The organism is Methylobacterium dankookense, assembly GCF_902141855.1.
In the GTDB taxonomy this organism is placed as follows: Bacteria; Pseudomonadota; Alphaproteobacteria; order Rhizobiales; family Beijerinckiaceae; genus Methylobacterium; species Methylobacterium dankookense.
In genome coordinates this window covers 17754-39201 of sequence record NZ_CABFVH010000021.1, presented here as the reverse complement: position 1 = coordinate 39201, position 21448 = coordinate 17754, and the positions used below count along the sequence as shown (strand labels likewise).

Here is a 21448-nt window from a genome sequence, read left to right as displayed (position 1 = left end):
GGATAGCGCCGTCCGGGCTGTGTCGTTCAAGCTTTCCTAGCCGAGTTTAATCTGGCATTTGGTCGGTTCGACCCCCTAGTCGGACGCCCACTGAGCGCGCGACCGTCTGAACAAAATCTAAGATACGTTCCCTTTGTTCCTTTTCGCCCATACTTGTATAAATCTCTAATATCTCCACCGTGCCGGTGACTTTCAATAAATCCAAGTCAGCAACCGTGATTGACTCTTGCTCAATAATGAATGATATTGGCGCAGAGTAGAACTTCGCAAGAGCATGAAGCCGCGCAACTCCCAGTCGGCATCGTGCCTGTTCGTATTTTCGCAACATTTGCCAAGAGATACAGATTGCGTTGGCTGCTTGCTCCAGGCTCAGACCTTTAGATTGACGGAGCCATCGAATCTTCTCACCGATATAGCGGTCGGCTTCGGTCATTGCTTTTGGTGTATGCGAAGCATTCTTAACCAATGTTACAACTTCTCAGCGACGGACGAAAGGCTTGCCATGCCTTTCTTGGCATATTGCATACAGTCTGTTCGCTGGCAACGGACAGTTCGCTGCCTTCAAGTAAACTGAGCAAAACTCAAGATTTATCGCTTCGCATGCATCGGAAGGAGCACGCGAATGAAATCTATCGAACCAATGGAACTGCCGATACCATTAGTTCTTGATCTAGATCAACGACCCCCTACTCCGTTGCATATGAGCCATGCTGTTGCGGTGCATCAATAGTATACAAACTCCATTCGAATGTCACTCATGACAGAAACCACATAGGTAAGCCACAGTTGATGAGCCCCCAAGATGATGCCCTTATCCTTCAGGGCTGATTCCTAAGATTGAACCTGAGGAGTCATCCATGCCTGATGGAACCTCTCGAATAGAGTTCGCCCAGGTTGCTCTCGATGCATACCTCCACGCTGAGGGTGCGAGACGACGATGGGTCGGTGGTGTACCAGCATGCGATGTGGTTGATTTAATCACGGACTTACTGTTGCTAGCCAAGCACAGAGGGTATGACCCGTGTTCAGTGCTGACGAAGGCTAAGAGGCATGTGGAAGCTGAGATCGGAGAACGGTGTTGATAATCAGTCGAAGCTTGGCGTTAATCGGCGCATAGAGATCAACTGAGCCACGCTGACTTTCTTGACCTCATCATACCAACTGCAGCCGAGGCAGCATAGCACGCTGTCGTATAGTTTAATCATTGAGCCGTTAACGATATCGGGTCGTTACTATCCGCCGACTACAATAGCGGGACGTAGCGTGACGCCTCTAATGGGTCTAACACTTGCCGAAACACGCCTATTGCGACGTATTGCCGGTAGATCTCAGAAAGATTTCGAGGTCTGCGAGGCAAATAGTCTGATAGGCCAAGGACTCGCGAGGTTAGATACAGCAAAGCAAACACTCGTAATCACTGAACGGGGCGAACGCTTATATCTCAATGCCCGTCAATGAGATTGACAGTTCTTGATGTCTATCAAGTTCGGCAGGACATTCAAAGAACAGATATAGCCAGAAGCGCGAACAGCCCTAATAGACTTGGCAGTAAGAAGCCCAGATCTGACTGGCCCAAAATAGGGTTCATCGCTGAGTTTGGTCGATGCGAGAGCGTAGTGGCACCCGAGATGATTCAAAGCGCCTCGCACTCGCTGAGGCTAGCGACAAAGCATCATGCTCCCGCGTTACCGAACGGGGTGACGATAGCGCGTAGGTCGGAGAGGCTAAGCCACGGTCGAGCTACGTGGATCATCCGGTGGCAGTTGGCGCAGAGAAGAGCGAGATCCTGCGATTTGGTCCTCTCGCCAGCGGACAGGGATGAAACCGGCTTGGTATGATGGCACTCGATGAAGCCGTGACCCCGTTCCCCATAGCGCGCCGAGAAGTCGAAGCCACACGCCTCACAACGAAGCGCACCATGCTCATTCAGGATCATGGCCTTCTCGCCTCTGAACAGGATTGAAGCACCCGTCTTCTCAAGCTCGATCGAGAATCATGTTAAATAAATACAGTCACATTCCCGAATGATGATTACCAAAATTGTTATATAGCAAGCACCAATGTTGGACAGCGCATGAACATGCGGAGCAATACTTATAATGTGAGGTTGATTTGCGCATAAACCTCTAGCAGCTTGCCGGACGGAGCAAAAAGTATATAATGATACCTTTGTATAGGGGGCTGGGAATGGGCCATTCGAATGTTGGAAGTTTCGTCATCCCGGATTTCATTGCAAATCGCGCAGAACGTTTTTTTCGGGCAGATCTAAGCGGAGTGTATCTCCATTACGGGCCAGAACCTTCGGCTTTATGTCGGGAACAAAAAGTAGCAGCTTTTACCATTGGCCTCTCGATTTACTTCGATGCGGATAGATTTAAGCTATATTCTGATTCGCACATGCTTGTTCTTATGCATGAACTAGCCCATATAGTGCAAAAAAATAGTTCAAATACAGCATACGCTGGCGATGATTTAGTCGAATATGAAGCGTCGGCGGCGGCTATTGCTTTTCAGTGCGGCCTTCCTTGCCCGCCACTTTCCGCGGATCGGCCTGAAATACCTAGAGCGTGGGGCCCCGAAGGCCATTATTACTCTGTATACCTCGCAGGCCTCCTGGCCGGCGCAGATTGGATTGATGCTCTTGCTTGGGCATTTTATGCTCAGGCCCCGGATCAAATCAATGACTTTGACGCGGTTGTTGCAGGCTCAAACTGGGTATCTGGGACACTCGTTCGATTTGCCCTGCCGGTGTCGGGCCCCTTATTAACAAAAAATCCGGAGAACTTTGTTGATGTGCAGCAATCACTTCATTGTCTGACCGGACTTCCTGGGAAGATTGAAACTAAGTATAGATCTGATGTCATCGAAAGCATTACATTGAGGAAGAAAGAAGACCGATTTGATTTTGGCTTAGCTCTTCATGCCTTTGGCGATAGTTTTGCGCATCGGGATTCTGATGATGAAGACGCAAAAATGTATAGAAGCCCCTATGGACATTTGGCGAAAGGAAAAGGCATTATTCAGTATGCATTGGACACGACAAGTCATTTAGAAAACTTCTTTAAGCTTGGCAAAGAGGTTGATGCGCTAGACGAAAGGCCAAAAACCTATAAATCATATATGATCGCTCTCGTTGAACTTCTTAGTAAAAAGACGAAAAAGAACGATGGCGCGGGCATGAAGCCCGAAGATATTGCAAAGATTGCAGATAAGATATCCGGAGCAGGGGCTGAAAAAAAGCAACGTGAGATTTTGTGTGGGGAGATACGATCCCGAGGCGGAAAGTTAAGCTACCTTCCCGAAGACGAAGATCCAATGCCTCTTAGGGCTTTCGCGAAGGCACATCCAGCTTACTATTTTTCCAGCATTCCAGAACGAGCACGGCGACGGGTGTTTTTGTGGAATCTTAGACGCATTGGCGGATGAGACAAAAGTTTATCCGCTGAGCGAACCAGATACATTTAACATGCGCCGACGCACGCGCTTACCGTTCACGAACTTTGCCGCGAACCATGCAAGAGCCATGAAGATGAAGAACTTGGCTGTGTAGTGGTTCAGGTTGCCTTCATCGTCATAGTTAATGAGCGCAGCCCATCCGACGATCAGGAGGGAGACCACGGCACCCACCTTCATGATGGCGACCAGCGAACCGATGATCAGGCCGTTGTGGCGGATGGAGCTTATGAGGGTTCCAAGAATCGACCACGCCCACCACAGACCCCCGACAACCAGCACGAAGGCGATCGGCGGATATGCCTTCACGAACTCGAAGGTAGTCATGTGCGTCGGACCGTCAGGAACCTCATAGAGCCATAGGAGACCACCGGAAGCCACGCTCGTAACGATCGGGGCGATGATCATACCAGCCGACATGATGGCATCGGACCGGTTGGCGAACACCACCACCCGAGATCCGCATCCGAGAACGAACAGGATCACGGTGCACGAACCGAGGACGACGAACGCCAGCCCAAGGAAGCGAGCCAGATCGTCCTTCGTGAAGAGGTCAGCCTTCCGTCTCTCATCCACCCGCAGAACCTGAGTCTTGGGCTGACCGGTGGTGGTGGTGCCCGGCCGTGTCGTTGTCGATCCTCGCCCATTCTGAGGGGCCGTAGAGGGCGCGGAACGAGAAGGTAGAGGATCCGCAAACGCCAAACCCAATGGGACAAGCAGGAGCATCAGAGGGAGGAACACTGCGGCTAGGACGCGCGACATGAACGAACCGAGGAATGAGAGCCTCTGAACCCTTCAACGGATCAGAGCGAGTCGGACTAAACTCCGTCCCGAGGCCATAATAGCGAAGTTTGATCCGTGGGAAAGTGTCTGACCCGAAGCCACACTCCGTTTCATGAAGCGCGAGTTGAACAAGATCGTGGGGCTGCGGATCAAGCGTGCCCGTGAAAATGCCGGACTCACACAGGAAACGTTGGCTGAGTTGGCGGATAGGACGAAGGAAGCGATTTCGAACGTCGAGCGGGGGGTGAATCTTCCATCTCTCGAAACGCTGAACCGAATCTGTGAGATAACGAACGTCAACATAGGCATGATGTTAGAGGATACAGACCGTTCCCCTAACTTTGTTGATCTAAAGATGCAGATTGATTTGCATTTACTTAAGCTTACCGAAAACGAGCTTAAGTTGTTGCTGACGATCTTGGACGCGATATCGGAGCAACGGAAAGACAGGCCGATCTAAACTGACAACTTGTGTTCGTGGCAGCTATTGGATTACTTCTGGCACACTGATTGAACGAAGCATTATACCTCTAATGTTGTGCGGGATGGGTTCGTCTGTGAGCAAGTAGGCATCAACCAGCGTATGGCGATGTTTTCTCACTGCATCATGAATCGGCTGGTCATCGAATCCTAGACGTGACAGTTCGCCCGCAGCGTCTTTAAACGAAAACCACATCGATTTACAAATGTTACGAGCTACGTCACACGATGAGGTAATATAGAACCTACGACTTAGCTCGATTGCCACACTGAGGATGTTACACAAAACACAGCTAGTTTTGCATTTCTCATGATCTAAATAATAGTAAATATCTACAAGCACTTGCATCGATTTCCTTCTGATATTTCGTTGAACGCACGATACGCTATGAAAATGACTTAATCAGCGTATGAAGTTTAGAAACCGCACGACTTATTTCATAAATGTTCTGACAATCGGCGGTGATCTACACTATTTTGTGAGACGGACTGAATGTGATTAATCCGTCTCACATTGTTTTTATACCGACCCTATGTTCAAATATGATTATGCCAGCGCGGTATCTTTTAATATCTGCGTTTTGTCTTCCACGTCTCCATCAAACCGCGAACTTGCTTCCTCCTATCCTCCGGGGAGTTCGCCATTGATGCTGCCTCATAGAGCAAGTTACTAATCTTCGAACAAGGAAGGTTGATACGGCATAACTTCGAGAACAGAATGGAGATAGCGACATACCCTTGTTTCCGTCCTGTTCCATGAGCCATCCACCAATCCATTGCTTCATTTATAGCAGACTGTTGTTCAGTATTGATCTCACCCGTTGCTGGTTCATAATAGATCGGCCTATCTTCAGCGTCATCTTCTACCTCAATCCCATAAGGTATGTTCTCAAGCCAGTCATTTACATCCAGAGGCATCCGAGGTGGCTTATCGAATGACTTGAAGAACGATTTGGGTCCATTTTCGGCTTGGCACGGCAGATAGAATAGTGAAAATCCTCCAAGCTTACTCATATCAATCCCGTGTAGACGACTATTGGCGCTTACGCGCGGCTTCGCCAGTAACTCTTTCTTACTGGTATAGCCGTTGGACTCGATTGCATGGATCAGACTGCTCGTGATGGCTTTATATTGAGGATTGCTCGTTGGTCTCGTTGCAGGAATGTAGACACGATACCGTTGCTCATCCTTCCTGTTGTTGAAGGTGCTGTAACAGTGAAGCTCTAAGTGAGGGACTATCGTAGCTAGGTCCTCTGGTCTCATCTCGCCTCCATCTACGTCGATCATGAAACCATAGGAACAGATTGCATTGTGCTTTCCACGAGGCCTTTCCCCATCGTAGAGAGGATTCCAGAATGCAGGTGAAATGAGTGGAACGTCGTGTTTGTCCATATACCTCGTCTTAGATTGGTTTTTTAGGAACTGGATGAAGTCCTTCTCTTTCATTAATAGGCAATCTCCCCTGTTACTGTATAGATGCGGGAAGATAGTCCCTCTGAACCTGGCGACGAAATCACTTATAGACTCTATAGTATTAACGTCGCCATCTTTGCCCCTATAGATAGACACGACCGAGATCATTTCAGGTGCAATCTCAGGGATGAACCCGCTTGTTTGTTCCCTCTCCATCTTCTTTCTCAGTTTGGATCGCAGCTTCCTTTCGTTCGCACTTCCATGTTTAGGGGGCCGACCTCTTGTTGCTTCCGCAGGTTGGTCGAGCCCAAGCGAGAGCACAGATGATCCGACGAAGATCCCTGACAGGTATTCAGCGTTAGATCGGCTCGGGACAACCCAACACCTGTCCTGTTCCAAAGCCAACTTCCGCATCGAAGTGCGACTGACAGCCTGATAGATCTTCTGATTCACGCCACTGATGGTTTGTTGCTCTGCGCTTACATTGCACATATCCTCAAGAAACTTACTGGCCCCTGGAGTTTTGTTAAACGCACCACCAACGATTGCGTGATGCACATGATCATATTTGTTTAGTCCATGCGATTTCGCCTTGATGTTCTCTCCGCCGGCAACTCTGAATAACTCGCAGTCATTCTTGACATCCTTGTTCACCAACCAGATGAACGGCTGCCCATTCATTATATCTCGTGCCTTCATCACAAACTGCTTGAATGTGTCGGGATGGGTGTTACGCAACTTCTTAGAAAAGTGGCCTTCGTAACCGTAGTAGATCTTCAGCCTCTCGTATCCTTCATGGGCCTGGATCCGAAGCTGACTGCACAGTTCCTCGTCACGTTCCCACGCTACGCCTTCCGATTGCCACATGAGATAGTGCAACGTTTCGGTGAACCGGGCGCAGAATACAGTGAATGAAGCATATTGCTCGGCGAAACGATGCGTCACAATCGTATAGACAATGAGCTTACGCTTGCTGCCGATCTCACTTACAAGCGCATTGTAGCTCGTAAGAATAGTGTAGTTGACTGCCCATGGAGACAACAAAGATCGGCATACGCCATTTACTAGCTTCCAAGCCTCGTCTCCCTCAGGATTATCAAGCACCTTCTTAATCGCCTTGGCATCAACGACTTTTAGCGTTCCATACTTTGGTCCCTGCGGGCAGAGCTTCAGATTGTCTGTGACAAACTTGTGGGAATGGTGAAGATTGATTTCTTCGCCACTGAACACATCCATTTCTTCGTCGATCAATACATGCCATTCCGACAAGCAATGCTCTGCCCGGATCCTCGAAAACGTCTGATGGGTGACTAGTATAATCCGGCCCTCGTCAGGCATAGTCGTTTCGATTGCGTGCTTCACGGCCAGCGTCACAGAAGGCAGCGCATCGACACGATCATCACCAGTAAAGAACGGTTCGACTCTCTGATTGGTATAGTCAGTTTCAAACCGACAGACGTGTTCCCGGATCAGGTCTATGGTCGGTAAGACGATGATCGTGTTATGTCCTTTGGCTGATAGTTCGTTAGCCTTTTTTCGTAGAACTACCGACTTGCCCGACGACGTAACACCATCTACATATTTGCATATCATACTCTTATTCTCCCAACGTGATTACATTGGGAGGCTACTGAATCTCCTGTCACGTAATGAATCAGCAACGGCTTGGCTTTGCAGGAGGATGTTCTCCAGGCGAGTGCGATTATTGTAGTGTGCGATGTCCGGCGCTTCGCACCTCGGCTTTAGGCTTGAGTATCAGCCCGCGGTCGCTCAGAGAAAAGCATCTGACCGGGGCTATGCGCTCCAGCCTTCGTTAGTGTTGTGGGATTATGAACCCTCTTGGCTAAGCCGTGCCAACTTCTCCGCAAGCACCTCCGGACGAAGATGCACATATCGCGCAAGCATCTTGTAGTCGCGATGGCCGGAAATGAGTGCAACTTCAGGAACACTCAATCCCTTCTCAAAAAACCGCGAGATAGCTTCGTGGCGGAGATCGTGATAACGGAAATCTACAATCCCGCAGCGACGCACTATACGTTGCCACGAAAGCTTGATAGCGTCCTCTGTAGTTTCAAAAACTAGATTTTCGCTTGATGAAAATGCGTTCGATTGCCTCATAAGAATATTTATTGCTTGAACACTTAGAGGTATAGTGCGGGCATAGCCGTTTTTAGATCTCGGTATATGAAGCGTTCGACCCTCCCAATCAATATTTCGCCAGCGGACACGAAGGACTTCACCGCGTCGCATAGCTGTCTCCAGGCCGAATTCGACCATAGACAACACATAGGGATTTCGTGATCGAAGACACGCCGCTTTCAGCTTCTCCCACTCACCTTTCTCAAGCCGTCGCGAGCGTGCGTCACTGACTCTTGGCTTTGTGACGAGGGCAAACGGATTCTCCGCCAACGGAATGCCCCAGGATCGTTGAGCGGTTTCGAAAGCGTGACGGTAAATCGCAAGCTCACGATTGATGCTTGCCGGTTTGATTGTTTGAAGCCGTTGGTCGCGATGCTCCGCAACTCTACTCACCGTAAGTGCGCTGAGCGGGACTTTCGATAAGCCATGCTTCAAGAGCACGCGGATCGCCATACCCTCACGAACGGCGCCCAGTTTAGTTGGTGTGATCGTGTCCCGGTAACGGACCAGGATATCGCCGACCGTTAGGGTATCGAGGACTCTACGGTCCATGGGTAGACCGCGCCGCTCAGCATCGCCCTCAATCTCCCTCGCCCAAGCCTTTGCGTCCGCCCGTGCTGAGAATGTTCGAGAAAGGGGAGGTGAACCTTTGATTCGGATCTGAACCTGATACTTGCCTTGACGCTTACGGATTGCCGCCATCGGACTCTCACTGTGACAGGCGTGTGACAGAGCCCTCACAGCGATGATTTCAATCAGCTTGGACGATCATCCGACATGCGCGCTAACCCTATGATTTGGCAATGATATTTCTACCATCACACTAAGAGTTACCACACGGTCTTCCCGCACCCGACGCTCTCGGAGATGATGCACGAGAGCGTGTTGGATGCGTATGGGCGGGTGATCCATACGTGATTTGGATGCTGTCGCTTTAAGCGTGACTTACGACGGACCGTCGAATGGCGGTCAAATAAGGACTTCGGACTTCGGTTCGGAGCCCTTATTCGTGATGGGTTATTGCCTCAGACGCGCCCTTCAGACCGGCCATCACGAAACTTGAATGACAAGCCTTGAACAATGGGCAGAAAGGGACTGAGCAGGACGACCGGAATGGGTGGATTTGCGACGGTCTGCTTTTGGGGCGGCAATGTATAGAGGCGGACTGCAACGCCCCATTGCGGAGCCGCCTCTCGAAATGCGAAGCTGAACGCCGTCCGCCCTGATCCTCGAAGACGATGCCGCCGCCCTTTCAGGTTGAGTTGGTCCCTCACGATCCTCGGTGGTCGGCAACGGCTCAAGTGGAAGCTTCGATTCTCCGCGCTGCGCTCGGCCCGAACCTACTGGCAGTCCACCACATTGGATCGACAGCCATTCCAGGCTTGAGAGCAAAGCCAATCCTCGACCTCTTGCCAGTAGTCCAGAACCTCGATGAGGTAGACCTCAAGAGGGAAAAATTTGAAAGGGTCGGCTACGAATGGTGGGGCGAGTTTGGGCTCCCCGGACGACGTTATGCCACGAAGAATGAGCCGAACACCGGGCGGCGTCTTGTTCAGCTACACTGCTACAGCGTCGGTGCGCCGGACATCGACCGCCTTCTCGCCTTCCGTGACTACCTTCGACGCAATCCGGAGCTTGTCACCGCCTACGAGGATGAGAAGATTCGCTGCGTCGCGCTTCATCCAGACAACTCGCACGAGTATGGCGCATGCAAGAGCGCATGGCTTGATGCCGTTGAAGCCGCTGCTCTGGCCGATTGGCGAAATTCATGAGCGATCAAAGGCCGCTTTGAAGAAGCGCCGACAACGGCCTGAGCGACCGGGTTGGGTCGAGAGCGGAACGTCCGACTTTAGCCGCAGCGTCAAAGCCCGGTCCGCTCATCGGCCCATAGCTGATGCGCGGTTTGGGCAGAACCTTTGCACGATGGTCGACCGGGCACACCCGAGCCAGCCGGATCCGCTCAGGAACGGGGACGGGCGGCACCATCAGATGCGCCGCCCGTCCCCGTTTCGGGAGTGGCCGACCAGGACGATGTAAGGTCCGAAACGAAAAAACCCGCCAGCCGGAGGGCTGACGGGCTTTTGCAGGGTCCACGCTTGACGGGTGCGATGTGGGAGCTGCCGGCCCGGCCGGCCCTACCGACCGGGGAACTCAACCGCCCATCGCCCGAGAAACCACTATCCCTGCCGGTTCTGGTTCGGTGGCGTGTCCTGATCAGGATCGGCAGTACGAGATGACGGGACGCAGAAGCCTCTATGGCTCATCGCTGACCTCCTCTCTCGGAACCGGCGCGATGCTGTGCGTCGGCAAAGGAAGGCTAGATCCATTCCGGGGCGGCTGGCAAGGGGGGTCGTGCAATCTTCCGGGCACCCGCCGGAACCCCGGCCGGTGACATCGCGCACAGAAGCTCTTGCCGCGCACGCCCCCGTGATCTCCGAGGCGGCCGTTTGGTAGTATGCCGAAGGGCCCCAGTATGGAGAACGCGAATGCCAGTCTCCGACGTGATGCCGATCGAGCCGTTCACCGCGGTCGAGGGCGTGAAGGCCATACTCAAGCTTGCGGACAGCGACGATTACGACGCCCTGACCGGGACACAGGCCCGGACGCTCCTGAAGGCCATCGCCAAGGTGGCCGAGAAGACCTTGCAGGACGTCGAGACGGACCGCGGCGGATAGGGCCGGCACCGGCTGCCCGGAGCCGTCTCCGCCCGCGCCGCGGACGGGCGCGGCTCCGGGCCCTCGCTTCTCGCGCCGGAGCGGCGGCGGGCGCCTCAGCCGGCCTGAAGGCGACGCGCGCTGCTGATCCCGGGGATCGCGAGCATGGCCAGGAGACCGGCCACCACGAGGAGCAGGGCGGTTCCGAGGCAGCGATAGAGCAGGACGCCGAGGATGCCGCCGGCGAGGAAGGCGCTCACCGTCACGAGGTGGAGGCGCAGCTTGGCCCTGTCCGCGGCCGGGCGCCGCTCCAGCAGGTTGGCGAGGCCGATCCCGATATCCGTCACCATGCCGGTGACGTGGGTGGTGCGCACGCGCGCGTCGGTGATCTGCGTCACCGTGGCGTTCTGCAGGCCGAGCAGGAAGCTGACGCCGAGCGCGAGCACCGCGCCGCGCCCGTCCGCCGGCAGCCAGGGCGCCACGGCGCCCAGAGCCGCCAGCATCACCGCCTCGGCGAGCACGCCGTAGGCATAGACCCCGCGCAGGCAGCGCTCGCGGCCGATGCCGATCAGCAGCGTCGCGACCATCGCCCCCGCCACGAAGGTGGCGACCAGGGCGAGGGCGTAGAGCGCGAGGCGGAGATCCCCGAGGCCGAGATGGTCGGCGAGCGCCGAGACGTTCCCGGTCATGTTCGAGGAATAGGAGCCGAAGGCATAGAAGCCGGCGGCGTTGAGCGCGCCCGCGAGCGACGCGAAGGTCCAGGCGAGGCTCTCGTCCTTCGCGCGGGTGCGGGCTTCGCCTTCGTGGACGAGCATGGCGTACGGGTCTTCGATCGGGCCGGGGGCGCCCGCCAGCCAGGATAAAGCGCGACAGTTTACGGTCCGGTCGGAGCCGCGCGCAATGCGGGCTCCGGCGCTTCAGGTCGGCGCCGTCAGCACCCGCAGCGTCGTCGGCGTCAGGATCAGGCCGCCCTCGGTGATGATCCACGGCGTGCCGCTGCCCGCGCGCAGCACGGCGCCCGCCTCGGCCAGGGCCTCGTTGAGGCTCGGCAGCGCGCGCGGCTCCACGGCCTTCGCGTCGATGCTGTGCGGCCACACCGTCAGCATCGCCGGCTGAACCAGGTCCTCGCTGCTCAGCAGCTCACCGCTCAAGGGATGCTCCGCCCGTCCTCCGAACGGGGTCCGGAGCATGGGCCGTGCCACGGGGGCGGCCGGCCCCCGCCAGGCCTGGACGGCCGCCTCCGCTCGCGTATGAAGGGTCCCCGGCCGCAGCCGCGGCGGGTTGCCCCGGAGCCCTGCGCGATGAGCGAGTCCGCCCTGCGTCTGCCCACCTTCGCCGACGTGGCGCGCGCCGCCGAGCGCATCGCGGGGGCGGCCCACCGCACGCCGGTCCTGACCTCGCGCACCGCCGACGCGCGCACCGGGGCGCGGCTGTTCTTCAAGGCCGAGAACCTGCAGCGGGCCGGCGCCTTCAAGTTCCGCGGCGCCTACAACGCGATCTCGGCCCTGCCGGAGGCGGTGCGGAGCCGGGGCGTGATCGCCTATTCCTCCGGCAACCACGCCCAGGCGATGGCGCTCGCGAGCCAGATCCTCGGCGTGCCGGCCATCATCGTGATGCCGCACGACGCCCCCGCCATGAAGGTGGCGGCGACCCGCGGCTACGGCGCCGAGGTGGTGATCTACGACCGCTACGCGCAGGACCGCGAGGCGCTCGGCCGCGCCATCGCGGAGGAGCGCGGCCTGACCCTGATCCCGCCCTACGACCATCCGGACGTCATCGCCGGCCAGGGCACCCTGGCCCTGGAGCTGATCGAGGAGACGGGCCCCCTCGACATACTCGTCGCCTGCCTCGGCGGCGGCGGGCAGCTCGCCGGCTGCGCGCTCGCCGCGGCCGAGCGCTCACCCGGCTGCAAGGTCTACGGCGTCGAGCCCGAGGCCGGCAATGACGGCCAGCGCTCCTTCCGCGAGGGCACGATCGTGCGCATCCCGGTGCCGCAGACGCTGGCGGACGGGGCGCAGACCACGCATCTCGGCGCGCACACCTTCCCGATCATCCGCGAGCGCGTGGCCGACGTGCTCACGGTCTCGGATGCGCAGCTCGTGGAGACGATGCGCTTCTTCGCCGAGCGGATGAAGATCGTGGTCGAGCCGACCGGCTGCCTCGCCGCGGCGGCCGTGCTCAACGGGCTGGTCGACGTGGCGGACAAGCGCGTCGGCATCGTGATCAGCGGCGGCAATATCGACCTCGCCGCCTTCGCCCGCCTCGTCGGCGGGTAGGGCATCCCAATTTCGCCCGATTTGCGCTCAAGCTTGGCCCGCAGCACGTCACCCGCGAACAGTCCGGCACAGATCGGGCATCGGAGCGGGTCACGGCACAGGGTTTCGAAGTGGAGCGGGAGCGCATGCAGGGTATTCGGGCATCGAGAGTCGTATCGGGACTGGGCCTCATTCTGGCCTGCGGTGGACTCGGTGCCTGCAATACGAGCGGCCCTACGGTCACGGGCTCGATCCCCGGCCGCAAGCCGGCGATGATGGTGAGCGAGGCGGAGCGCGACTGCCTCGGCCGGGCCATGTATTTCGAATCGAACCGCACCGATTCGGAGGGCCTGCTCGCCGTCGGCACGGTGGTGATGAACCGCCTGGAGGCGGCCGCCTTCCCCGGCGGCATCTGCGAGGTGGTGGGCCAGCCGCGCCAGTTCGCGCCGGGCGTGCTCACCAAGCCGATGCGCGACAAGGACCTGCCGAAGGTCGCCGACGTCGCCGACGCGGTGCTGGCCGGCGAGCGCCACCCGAAGGTCGGCAGCGCCATGTATTTCCACACGGCGGGCCGGCGCTTCCCCTACAACAACATGCACTACGTGGCGGTGGCGGGCGGCAACGCCTTCTACGAGAAGCGCAAGCCCGGCGCGCCGGTGCCGACGACCTTCGCCGCCGCCCCCGCGAAGGGCGAGCACATCCCCGACGCGCCGGCCCGCGACATCTGCACGGTCGCCGCGCTCGGCTCCGGCGCGCGCCAGGGCTGAGACGGGGGCATCCCCGATCAATGCGAATGGACGCCGATGTGCGCCGGTCCGACCGGCGCACGGCGATGCGTCGCGCCCATTGCCGGCCTGCATCATACGAGTTCCGTTTGGTCATTACGGCTGACCAAGTGCGCCCCCTCTCCCCGCCGGGCGGGGAGAGGCCCGTCTGCACCTTGCCGTGCAGACGGGAAGCGGAGGCGCAAGCCGAAGCGGCGGTGAGGGGGAGCCTCAGGGCAGAGCGCAACCGGAATCGCCCCCTCACGCCGGCTGCCGCCTCGCTTCATGCCGCAACGAGGGCGCATGAAGCCCTCTCCCCGCAAGCAGGGAGAGGGGGCGCGCGGCGGACTGGTCTGCTCGACCGGAAAATGGATCAGTCGTTCCGGCGGCGCGCGGCCTGGGCCATGCGGATCAGCTCGCGCGCCGTGAGGCCGTGCCCGGTCGGAGGCGGTGGAACGGCGGCGGCGGGCGGGCTCTTGGCGCACCCGCTCACCTCGATGCGCACGTCCCGCGCGCGCATGGTCTGCCGCAATCGCACCGCTCGTTTCAGCGCCGCAACCATCATCACTCCCGCCTGGATCCGAGGCCGGTATGGTTAGCGGATTGTTGCGGGCGCGAACATTCTTGAAGGTGCCGGACGCCGCCCTAACCGTGGCCGTAACGGATGCGGCGGTCCGCCTCGACGGAACGCTTCAGACCAGATGCAGAGGCGTCCCGGCATGGAGGGCGGCGGTCAGCTTCTGCGGCAGGTCGGCGACGAAGGGCAGCGGGGCGGCCTTAGAGGGCGACGGGTTCTGGCCGAGCACCGTCCGCAGCGCCTGGGGCACGCGGAGCCCCAGGCCGAAGGGAAATTCCGGGTTCGTGCTGTGCCAGGCATGCGGCACCGTGTAGTCGGCCCGCAGGTCGGGCCGGGAGTTCAGGGCGCCGAACCAGTCCCAGGCGCCCATCACGTCCAGGACGTCGCGGAAGGCATGCGGCATCCCGATCTTGGCGCTGATCGTCACGATGCGCAGGCGCTCGGCGAGCTGCTTCTCCAGCGCCGGATCCTCGGCATGGATCGCGTAGAGCGCTTCCGAGATCACGAGGTTGCCCTTGGAATGGCCGACGAGCAGCTCCGGCGCGAAGCGCGCGTCCTTCAGCAGCGCGATGACGGTCTGCGTGTCGCGGCTGGTGCGGGCGAAGCCGAGCCCGCTGAGGTCCTCCAGCGTCTGCTCGCTGCGCGTGAACAGCTTCGTCACCTCGTCCAGCGGCTCGAAGGCGTGCCGAATGCTGTTGAGCGCCCCGAACATGAAGAAGCCGCCCAGGGCCTCGGTGAGCAGGTCGGCGAGGCCGTAGCCGGAGACCACCGCGGCCACCGGCTTGCCCAGCGCGTCGGCGACGTTGCGGGCGAAGGCAGCGGCCCCAAGCGCCGAGCTGCCGACGCCCGCGACGGCGAGAGCGGCCACCGCCTCGCCCGACTCGAAGTATTTCTGCGGCGTGAGGAAGACCTCCAGCTCCGTCCCGCTCCCGGAGGGCGGGACCACGATGATCGCGCCTTCGCGCGCGAGCCAGGTGGCGAGCTTGACCGTCTCCTCGGGCCGGATCGCCGCAACGTCGTAGAAGACGGCATCGAGCACGGCGTTGCGGCGCTGGATCGTGTCCAGCGCGACGGTGCGCACGGGGTTCTCCGCGAGCTTCTGCGGGAGGGCGAGGCTGCGGTTGACCTGGATCTCGCTGAGCGTGGTGAGCGTGGCCATGGCGGTGTCCCCCGGCGCGCGAATGGGCGGCGCGCATACCTAGAGTACACGTTCGACAGGCTCGCGACAGTCGGGTGCAACCTCGACCGGTGCGCGGACGCACGGGCAGCCCGGAGCCAGGGTTCGACGCGCTCCTTCGCGCCGGACCGGATTCCACTTCGGCCCGCGAGCGCCCCTAATCCTGCACCGGCAGGACCTGCTCGGGCAAAGCGAGGATCTCGGCGAGGCCGATGGTGCTGCCGGCCTCGCGGCAGAGATGCAGCAGGGTCGACTGGCGGAAGCGCAGGTCGCCGGTCACCTCACGGCCGATCCAGTCGGGCCGCGTGAAGTCCTGGCCCTCGTCCTCGAGCTCCACCTCGGCGAGCACGATGCCGGCGAGCTGGCCGCGGAACTCGTCCACCGTCCAGGTCAGGCCGCCGAAGGGCACCACCGAGCGCGTCTTCTCGATGGTCCGGCCGACGCAGATGCCCTCCAGCATGTGCTCGGCATCCGCCACCGGGATCTCGTACTCGAATTCCGGCCGGGCGATGCCCTGGCGCGCGCCCTTCACGGTGAGCCAGGCCCGGCCGCCGTCGAGGCGCACGCGGACCTTGCCGCGCGCGAACTGGCCGACGAGCCCGTCGCGCAGGTCCATCCGGTGGGTCACCGCCGCCCGCCACCCGTCATGGGCGACCAGGAACTTCCGCTCGATCTCGAAACGCATCCAACACTCGGGCTTTGGCGAGGCGGGCCGATTAGCACAGCTTCGCACCGCAGTGCAGCATTCCGATCGCATGCGATGCGGATTGCGGATCCGTGCCCTGCATGGGAGGCCTGCCGGGGCTTGACGCTTGCGCCCGCCTGTCCCTCGCCCGGGCCAGGCGGCCGCCCGCGCCGGTTTGCGGTCGCGGGGCTGAAGCCTTAAGTCAGGGCCTTCCCCCGAGAAAGCCCCGCCGCGGCGGGTGCGCCTGCGCGGTGAGTATGGCCGTCGTCCTCGACCTTCTGATGAACGATCCCCGTCCGGCAACGGCGCGCCCGCGCCATCCGGAGAAGGCCCACCGGCCGGACCAGCCGGTCCAGGCGCGCAAGCCCGACTGGATCCGCGTGAAGGCGCCGGGCTCGGCCGCCTGGGCCGAGACCCGGAACATCGTGCGCGAGCACGGGCTCGTCACCGTCTGCGAGGAGGCGGGCTGCCCGAATATCGGCGAGTGCTGGGAGAAGCGGCACGCCACCTTCATGATCATGGGCGACACCTGCACGCGGGCCTGCGCCTTCTGCAACGTGCGCACCGGCCTGCCCGAGGCGCTCGACGGGGACGAGCCCCTGAAGATCGCCGATTCGGTGGCCAAGCTCGGCCTGCACCACGTGGTCATCACCTCCGTGGACCGCGACGACCTGAAGGATGGCGGCGCCGAGCACTTCGCCCGCACCATCGCGGCGATCCGCAAGGCCAGCCCCGGCACCACGGTGGAGATCCTCACCCCCGACTTCCTGCGCAAGGACGGGGCGCTCGAGGTGGTGGTGGCGGCCAAGCCCGACGTGTTCAACCACAACATGGAGACGGTGCCGGGCAAGTACCTCACCGTGCGCCCCGGGGCGCGCTACTTCCACTCCGTGCGCCTGCTCCAGCGGGTGAAGGAGCTCGACCCGACGATCTTCACCAAGTCCGGCATCATGGTCGGCCTCGGCGAGGACCGGAACGAGGTCGTGCAGCTGATGGACGACCTGCGCTCGGCCGATGTCGACTTCCTCACCATCGGCCAGTACCTCCAGCCGACCAAGAAGCACCACGAGGTCGTGCGCTTCGTGCCTCCCGACGAGTTCAAGTCCTACGAGACGACGGGCTACGCCAAGGGCTTCCTGCTAGTCTCGGCGACGCCGCTCACCCGCTCCTCGCACCATGCCGGCGAGGATTTCGCCCGCCTGCAGGCCGCCCGCAACGCCCGCCACGCCCCCGCCCTGACAGCCTGACATGCCCTCCTTCCGGGTTACGCGCGCGGTGCGCCACACGCCGCAGCAGATGTACGACCTCGTCGCCGACGTGGAGCGCTATCCCGAGTTCCTGCCGCTCTGCGAATCCCTGCGCGTGCTGCGGCGGCAGCCCGGGGAGGAGGGGCGGGAGGTGCTCGTGGCCGAGATGGGCGTCGGCTACAAGGCGATCCGCGAACGCTTCACCACCCGCGTCAGCCTCGACCGGCCGCAGCTCAAGATCGTGGCCGAGTATATCGATGGCCCCTTCCGCCACCTCGAGAACCGCTGGACCTTCCGCCCCAACGCGACGGGCGGCTGCGACGTGGATTTCTTCATCACCTACGAGTTCAAGAGCCGCACCCTTGGGCTGGTGATGGGCTCGATGTTCGACCGCGCCTTCCGCAAGTTCACCGACGCCTTCGAGGGCCGGGCGGACCGCATCTACGGCGCGGCGGCCTGAGGCTCGGTCCGAACGTGCTCCGGCCTGAAGCCGAGCCCGACGATGCGGGCCGGCAGGCGTTGCAGCAGGGGCAGGGCGTCGAGCAGGCGGAGCGCCAGGGGCGGGCGCAGGGGCGCACCGGATTCGTCGAGCACGCGGGCGATCACCCGGTTCTGGACGAGGCGCTGCAACCCTTGCGTCAGCCGCACCGGCAGCATCCGGCGGCGCTGGACCCGGGCGAGGTCAGCCTCCGTCACGGCGCCGCGGCGCAGGGGATCGGCGAGCAGGTTCGCGGCGGCGACCGCATCTTGGATCGCGAGGTTGATGCCGACGCCGCCGATCGGCGACATGGCATGCGCCGCATCCCCGATGCAGAGGAGTCCCGGACGGTGCCAGCGCTCCAGCCGGTCCACCGTCACGGTGAGAACCTTCACGTCGTCCCATGAGGCGATCTCGCCGACCCGGTCGGCCAGGAAGGGGGCGAGGTCCGCGATCCGGGCCCGGAAGGCCGGCAGGCCGCCGGCCCGCAGCCGCGCGTCGCCGCCCTTCGGCACCACGTAGGCGCATTGCCAGTGCTCGCCCCGGTCGATCGTCACGAGGATGCGGCCGCGCCCGAAGCGGCCGGCGGTGGCGTCGGTGTCGCTGGCCCGGCGCGAGACCTTGAACCAGAGCACGTCCATCGGGGCGCCGAAGGCCTGCGGCCGGAAGCCGGCCTGGGCCCGCATCGCCGAGTGTCGGCCGTCCGCGCAGAGGACGAGATCGGCGCGGATCTCGGTCTCGCCCTCCGGCCCGCGCGCCCGCACGCCGACGACGCGGCCGGCCTCCTCGACGAGCGACAGCCCTTCCGTCCGCATCAGCAGGCGGAAACCGGGATGGCGCCGCCCCTCCCGCGCCAGGAAGTCCAGGAAATCCCATTGCGGCATCATCGCCACGAAGCGGTTGCGGCTGGGCAGGTGGCGGAAATCGGCGATGCGGAAGGCGCGGCCGGCGACGACGCCCGAGAGCGTCTCGACGCGCTGCTGCGGCAGGGCCCGGAAGGCCTCGCCGAGGCCGAGCTCGTCCATCAGGTCGAGGGTCGAGGGATGGATGGTGTCGCCGCGGAAGTCGCGCAGGAAGTCGGCGTGCTTCTCCAGCACCGTGACGGGCACGCCCGCCCGGGCGAGCAGCAGCCCGGCCATCATCCCGGCCGGCCCGCCGCCGACGATGCAGACCTTGGCGGAGCGATCCATCGCGGCGACCTCCCACCCCTGCGAATCTAGGCCCTGCGGTGCCTCCGGAAAAGCGCTCAGGCGCCGCCTTTGCGCGCGGCGAGCAGGATGCTCGTCTCGGAATTGGCGATGCCCTCGATCTGGCGGATCGCGCGCAGCAGCGCGTCGAAGGCGACGAGGGAAGGCGCCTCGATCTCGGCGACGATGTCCCAGCGCCCGTTCGTGGTGTGCAGCGCCCGGATCTCGGGCAGGCCGGCGAGGCGCCGGATCACCGCCTCGGCGTGGCGCCCGTCGACCTCGACCAGGGTGATGGCGCGGACCTCGGCGCTGTCGCCCTCGGCGCGCAGCACCACGGTGAAGCCCTGGATGACGCCGCTGGCGACGAGGCGCTCGAGCCGGGCCCGGGCGGTGGCGCGGGTGACGCCGAGCGCAGCGGCGAGCTTGGCGACGGGCAGCCGCGCATCGGTGCGCAGGAGGGCGATCAGGCGGCGGTCGAGATCGTCGAGCATGGCTCAGAATGGGCGGCCGAGCTTACCGGATCGTACGATTCGCTGTCCGGATCGTCCATGAATCCGGCTGTCGCCTGTCCGGGCCGCTCGGGCAGGCTCCCGCGGGTGGAACGCGGGAGCCTGACGTGACGCGGTATATCGGATCCGACGAGATGGCGGCGCTGGTCCGGCGCGAGGGGCCGGAGGCGATCCTCGCCCGGCTCGCCGCCGCCTTGCGCGCGGATTTCTCGCGCTGGGAGAGCTTCGCGCTGGAGGCGCGCCTCGCCAGCCACGCGCCGCAGGGGGTGATCGAGCTGATGCCGGCCGCCGACGGGGACAGCTTCGCGTTCAAATACGTCAACGGCCATCCCGGCAACACGCGCGCGGGCAAGCTGACGGTCGCGGCCTTCGGCGTCCTCGCGGAGCGCGCGACGGGCTATCCCGTCCTTCTCTCGGAGATGACGGTGCTGACGGCGCTGCGCACCGCGGCGACCTCGGCGCTCGCGGCCTCCGCCATGGCGCGGCCGGGCAGCCGGAGCCTGGCGCTGATCGGCACGGGGGCGCAGGCGGAGTTCCAGGCGCTCGCCTTCAAGGCGGTGCTCGGCATCGCGGAGGTGCGCCTCTACGACGTCGATCCGCGGGCGATGGCCAAGGCCTGGGCGAACCTGGAGGGCAGGGGGCTCTCCATCACCTGCACCGGCTCGGTGGCCGAGGCGGTCGCGGGCGCCGACATCGTGACGACGGCGACCGCGGACAAGGCGCGCGCCACGATCCTGACCCCGGACCTGATCGCGCCGGGCCAGCACCTCAACGCCATCGGCGGCGATTGCCCCGGCAAGACCGAGCTGCACGCCGATCTCGTGCGCGCGGCCCGCACCGTGGTCGAGTACGCGCCCCAGACCCGGATCGAGGGCGAGATCCAGCAGATGCCGGCGGATTTCCCGGTGACCGAGCTCTGGCAGGTGCTGACCGGGCGCGCCCCCGGCCGGGCGAGCCCGGAGGAGATCACCCTGTTCGATTCGGTCGGCTTCGCGCTGGAGGATTTCTCGGCGCTGCGCTGCATCCGCGATCTCGCCGGCTCAGGGCCCGCCCTCGACCTGATCCCGGAGGTGGACGACCCGAAGGACCTGTTCGGCCACGTGCTCGTCCGGGGGACGGCGCGGCTGGAGCGGGCGGCCTGACGGTCTCAGGCCGGCTTCAGCACCCCTTCCAGCAGATCCAGCGCCTCGGCGACGGCGAGCCGGCGGATCTCGGCCCGGCCGGGATCGCCGTAGAGGCATGCGCGGTGCACGGACGGGCGGCCCTTCGCGGCGAGGCCGAAATGCACGAGGCCGACCGGCTTCAGGGCGCTGCCGCCGCCGGGGCCGGCGATGCCGGTGACAGCCACCGCCACGTCGGCGCGCGAATGGGCCAGCGCGCCCTCCGCCATGGCGCGGGCGACCGGCTCGCTCACCGCGCCCTGCGCCGCGATGAGGTCGGCGGGCACGCCGATCGCCTCGGCCTTGGCCTCGTTCGAGTAGGTGACGAAGCCGCGCTCCACCACCGCCGAGGAGCCGGGGACGCTCGTGAGCAGCCCCGCCACGAGGCCGCCGGTGCAGGATTCGGCCGTGGCGACGCGCAGGCCCGCCGCGGCATAGGCCTTCACCAGCGCCTCGGCCCGGGCGACGAGCGCGTCGTCGAGCATCG

Annotated in this window: 22 protein-coding genes; 9 read left to right on the top strand and 13 right to left on the bottom strand. The window is 61.7% G+C overall.

Features of this window, described 5'->3' with window-relative positions; all coding sequences use genetic code 11:
* Nucleotides 1-46: 46 nt before the first annotated feature.
* Nucleotides 47-433 (bottom strand): helix-turn-helix domain-containing protein, encoded by a 387-nt coding sequence (locus tag MTDSW087_RS16360; protein WP_144765733.1) that lies wholly within the window; start codon nucleotides 431-433, stop codon nucleotides 47-49.
* A 1239-nt stretch (nucleotides 434-1672) separates the two neighbouring features.
* Nucleotides 1673-1936: an HNH endonuclease gene (locus MTDSW087_RS31440; RefSeq protein WP_144765729.1), complete on the bottom strand. Its 264-nt coding sequence runs from the start codon at nucleotides 1934-1936 to the stop codon at nucleotides 1673-1675.
* A gap of 251 nt (nucleotides 1937-2187) precedes the next feature.
* On the opposite strand from MTDSW087_RS31440, the gene MTDSW087_RS16345 reads away from it, so the two are divergent.
* On the top strand, nucleotides 2188-3426 hold the full coding sequence (locus tag MTDSW087_RS16345; RefSeq protein ID WP_186383872.1) for an eCIS core domain-containing protein: 1239 nt from the start codon (nucleotides 2188-2190) through the stop codon (nucleotides 3424-3426).
* A gap of 9 nt (nucleotides 3427-3435) precedes the next feature.
* Here MTDSW087_RS16345 and MTDSW087_RS16340 read toward each other — a convergent pair whose 3' ends face one another.
* On the bottom strand, nucleotides 3436-4029 hold the full coding sequence (locus MTDSW087_RS16340) for a hypothetical protein (protein WP_144765725.1): 594 nt from the start codon (nucleotides 4027-4029) through the stop codon (nucleotides 3436-3438).
* 319 nt (nucleotides 4030-4348) lie between these two features.
* Here MTDSW087_RS16340 and MTDSW087_RS16335 point away from each other — a divergent pair, with 319 nt between their 5' ends.
* Nucleotides 4349-4696 carry a helix-turn-helix domain-containing protein gene (locus MTDSW087_RS16335; RefSeq protein ID WP_144765723.1) on the top strand — a complete coding sequence of 116 codons (348 nt, stop codon included), beginning with the start codon at nucleotides 4349-4351 and terminating at the stop codon, nucleotides 4694-4696.
* 587 nt (nucleotides 4697-5283) lie between these two features.
* On the opposite strand, the gene MTDSW087_RS16330 is transcribed toward MTDSW087_RS16335, so the two are convergent.
* The gene (locus MTDSW087_RS16330) at nucleotides 5284-7722 is read right to left on the bottom strand and encodes a hypothetical protein (RefSeq protein ID WP_144765721.1); all 2439 of its coding nucleotides are present in this window, start codon (nucleotides 7720-7722) and stop codon (nucleotides 5284-5286) included.
* Between the two features lie 234 nt (nucleotides 7723-7956).
* Nucleotides 7957-8970 carry a site-specific integrase gene (locus MTDSW087_RS16325; protein WP_144765719.1) on the bottom strand — a complete coding sequence of 338 codons (1014 nt, stop codon included), beginning with the start codon at nucleotides 8968-8970 and terminating at the stop codon, nucleotides 7957-7959.
* 536 nt (nucleotides 8971-9506) lie between these two features.
* Between MTDSW087_RS16325 and MTDSW087_RS16320 the strand changes: the two genes are divergently transcribed.
* Both MTDSW087_RS16320 and MTDSW087_RS16315 read left to right on the top strand, forming a co-directional pair.
* A complete protein-coding gene (locus MTDSW087_RS16320) occupies nucleotides 9507-10040 on the top strand; it encodes a GrpB family protein (protein ID WP_144765717.1) in 534 nt (177 codons plus the stop codon).
* A gap of 714 nt (nucleotides 10041-10754) precedes the next feature.
* The gene (locus tag MTDSW087_RS16315; RefSeq protein ID WP_144765715.1) at nucleotides 10755-10943 is read left to right on the top strand and encodes a hypothetical protein; all 189 of its coding nucleotides are present in this window, start codon (nucleotides 10755-10757) and stop codon (nucleotides 10941-10943) included.
* 95 nt (nucleotides 10944-11038) lie between these two features.
* Here MTDSW087_RS16315 and MTDSW087_RS16310 read toward each other — a convergent pair whose 3' ends face one another.
* Both MTDSW087_RS16310 and MTDSW087_RS16305 read right to left on the bottom strand, forming a co-directional pair.
* Nucleotides 11039-11737, bottom strand: coding sequence for a YoaK family protein (locus MTDSW087_RS16310; protein ID WP_144765713.1), 699 nt, complete (start codon nucleotides 11735-11737; stop codon nucleotides 11039-11041).
* A gap of 102 nt (nucleotides 11738-11839) precedes the next feature.
* Nucleotides 11840-12073 carry a hypothetical protein gene (locus tag MTDSW087_RS16305; protein ID WP_144765711.1) on the bottom strand — a complete coding sequence of 78 codons (234 nt, stop codon included), beginning with the start codon at nucleotides 12071-12073 and terminating at the stop codon, nucleotides 11840-11842.
* 150 nt (nucleotides 12074-12223) lie between these two features.
* Between MTDSW087_RS16305 and MTDSW087_RS16300 the strand changes: the two genes are divergently transcribed.
* Together MTDSW087_RS16300 and MTDSW087_RS16295 are read left to right on the top strand one after the other, a co-directional pair.
* Nucleotides 12224-13198, top strand: a complete 975-nt coding sequence (locus MTDSW087_RS16300; protein ID WP_144765709.1) for a threo-3-hydroxy-L-aspartate ammonia-lyase — start codon at nucleotides 12224-12226, stop codon at nucleotides 13196-13198.
* Between the two features lie 251 nt (nucleotides 13199-13449).
* The gene (locus MTDSW087_RS16295) at nucleotides 13450-13944 is read left to right on the top strand and encodes a cell wall hydrolase (RefSeq protein ID WP_373321981.1); all 495 of its coding nucleotides are present in this window, start codon (nucleotides 13450-13452) and stop codon (nucleotides 13942-13944) included.
* Between the two features lie 370 nt (nucleotides 13945-14314).
* Here MTDSW087_RS16295 and MTDSW087_RS30195 read toward each other — a convergent pair whose 3' ends face one another.
* The 3 genes from MTDSW087_RS30195 to MTDSW087_RS16285 form a co-directional block, all read right to left on the bottom strand.
* Nucleotides 14315-14461 carry a hypothetical protein gene (locus MTDSW087_RS30195; RefSeq protein ID WP_186383871.1) on the bottom strand — a complete coding sequence of 49 codons (147 nt, stop codon included), beginning with the start codon at nucleotides 14459-14461 and terminating at the stop codon, nucleotides 14315-14317.
* A gap of 172 nt (nucleotides 14462-14633) precedes the next feature.
* Nucleotides 14634-15677 (bottom strand): hypothetical protein, encoded by a 1044-nt coding sequence (locus tag MTDSW087_RS16290; protein WP_144765705.1) that lies wholly within the window; start codon nucleotides 15675-15677, stop codon nucleotides 14634-14636.
* Nucleotides 15678-15852: 175 nt separating this feature from the next.
* On the bottom strand, nucleotides 15853-16380 hold the full coding sequence (locus MTDSW087_RS16285; RefSeq protein ID WP_144765703.1) for a CYTH domain-containing protein: 528 nt from the start codon (nucleotides 16378-16380) through the stop codon (nucleotides 15853-15855).
* A gap of 257 nt (nucleotides 16381-16637) precedes the next feature.
* Here MTDSW087_RS16285 and lipA point away from each other — a divergent pair, with 257 nt between their 5' ends.
* Entirely contained in the window at nucleotides 16638-17627 is a 990-nt protein-coding gene (gene lipA / locus MTDSW087_RS16280) for a lipoyl synthase (protein ID WP_144765824.1), read from the top strand.
* A gap of 1 nt (nucleotide 17628) precedes the next feature.
* Entirely contained in the window at nucleotides 17629-18087 is a 459-nt protein-coding gene (locus MTDSW087_RS16275; protein ID WP_144765701.1) for a type II toxin-antitoxin system RatA family toxin, read from the top strand.
* On the opposite strand, the gene MTDSW087_RS16270 is transcribed toward MTDSW087_RS16275, so the two are convergent.
* Nucleotides 18069-19295 (bottom strand): FAD-dependent oxidoreductase, encoded by a 1227-nt coding sequence (locus MTDSW087_RS16270; protein ID WP_144765699.1) that lies wholly within the window; start codon nucleotides 19293-19295, stop codon nucleotides 18069-18071. The two genes, MTDSW087_RS16275 and MTDSW087_RS16270, sit on opposite strands and share 19 nt — an antisense overlap.
* 56 nt (nucleotides 19296-19351) lie before the next feature.
* A complete protein-coding gene (locus MTDSW087_RS16265) occupies nucleotides 19352-19783 on the bottom strand; it encodes an Lrp/AsnC family transcriptional regulator (protein WP_144765697.1) in 432 nt (143 codons plus the stop codon).
* Nucleotides 19784-19908: 125 nt separating this feature from the next.
* On the opposite strand from MTDSW087_RS16265, the gene MTDSW087_RS16260 reads away from it, so the two are divergent.
* On the top strand, nucleotides 19909-20943 hold the full coding sequence (locus tag MTDSW087_RS16260) for an ornithine cyclodeaminase (RefSeq protein WP_144765695.1): 1035 nt from the start codon (nucleotides 19909-19911) through the stop codon (nucleotides 20941-20943).
* Nucleotides 20944-20948: 5 nt separating this feature from the next.
* On the opposite strand, the gene MTDSW087_RS16255 is transcribed toward MTDSW087_RS16260, so the two are convergent.
* Entirely contained in the window at nucleotides 20949-21446 is a 498-nt protein-coding gene (locus tag MTDSW087_RS16255; RefSeq protein WP_144765693.1) for a CinA family protein, read from the bottom strand.
* Between the last annotated feature and the right edge of the window lie 2 nt (nucleotides 21447-21448).

Bases quoted from the DNA above. Each gene is read 5' to 3' on its own strand.
- MTDSW087_RS16360 (WP_144765733.1), bottom strand. From the start codon at position 433: ATGACCGAAGCCGACCGCTATATCGGTGAGAAGATTCGATGGCTCCGT.
- MTDSW087_RS31440 (WP_144765729.1), bottom strand. From the start codon at position 1,936: ATGATCCTGAATGAGCATGGTGCGCTTCGTTGTGAGGCGTGTGGCTTC.
- MTDSW087_RS16345 (WP_186383872.1), top strand. From the start codon at position 2,188: ATGGGCCATTCGAATGTTGGAAGTTTCGTCATCCCGGATTTCATTGCA.
- MTDSW087_RS16335 (WP_144765723.1), top strand. From the start codon at position 4,349: ATGAAGCGCGAGTTGAACAAGATCGTGGGGCTGCGGATCAAGCGTGCC.
- MTDSW087_RS16330 (WP_144765721.1), bottom strand. From the start codon at position 7,722: ATGATATGCAAATATGTAGATGGTGTTACGTCGTCGGGCAAGTCGGTA.
- MTDSW087_RS16325 (WP_144765719.1), bottom strand. From the start codon at position 8,970: ATGGCGGCAATCCGTAAGCGTCAAGGCAAGTATCAGGTTCAGATCCGA.
- MTDSW087_RS16320 (WP_144765717.1), top strand. From the start codon at position 9,507: ATGCCGCCGCCCTTTCAGGTTGAGTTGGTCCCTCACGATCCTCGGTGG.
- MTDSW087_RS16315 (WP_144765715.1), top strand. From the start codon at position 10,755: ATGCCAGTCTCCGACGTGATGCCGATCGAGCCGTTCACCGCGGTCGAG.
- MTDSW087_RS16310 (WP_144765713.1), bottom strand. From the start codon at position 11,737: ATGCTCGTCCACGAAGGCGAAGCCCGCACCCGCGCGAAGGACGAGAGC.
- MTDSW087_RS16300 (WP_144765709.1), top strand. From the start codon at position 12,224: ATGAGCGAGTCCGCCCTGCGTCTGCCCACCTTCGCCGACGTGGCGCGC.
- MTDSW087_RS16295 (WP_373321981.1), top strand. From the start codon at position 13,450: ATGATGGTGAGCGAGGCGGAGCGCGACTGCCTCGGCCGGGCCATGTAT.
- MTDSW087_RS30195 (WP_186383871.1), bottom strand. From the start codon at position 14,461: ATGCGCGCGCGGGACGTGCGCATCGAGGTGAGCGGGTGCGCCAAGAGC.
- MTDSW087_RS16290 (WP_144765705.1), bottom strand. From the start codon at position 15,677: ATGGCCACGCTCACCACGCTCAGCGAGATCCAGGTCAACCGCAGCCTC.
- MTDSW087_RS16285 (WP_144765703.1), bottom strand. From the start codon at position 16,380: ATGCGTTTCGAGATCGAGCGGAAGTTCCTGGTCGCCCATGACGGGTGG.
- lipA (WP_144765824.1), top strand. From the start codon at position 16,638: ATGGCCGTCGTCCTCGACCTTCTGATGAACGATCCCCGTCCGGCAACG.
- MTDSW087_RS16275 (WP_144765701.1), top strand. From the start codon at position 17,629: ATGCCCTCCTTCCGGGTTACGCGCGCGGTGCGCCACACGCCGCAGCAG.
- MTDSW087_RS16270 (WP_144765699.1), bottom strand. From the start codon at position 19,295: ATGGATCGCTCCGCCAAGGTCTGCATCGTCGGCGGCGGGCCGGCCGGG.
- MTDSW087_RS16265 (WP_144765697.1), bottom strand. From the start codon at position 19,783: ATGCTCGACGATCTCGACCGCCGCCTGATCGCCCTCCTGCGCACCGAT.
- MTDSW087_RS16255 (WP_144765693.1), bottom strand. From the start codon at position 21,446: ATGCTCGACGACGCGCTCGTCGCCCGGGCCGAGGCGCTGGTGAAGGCC.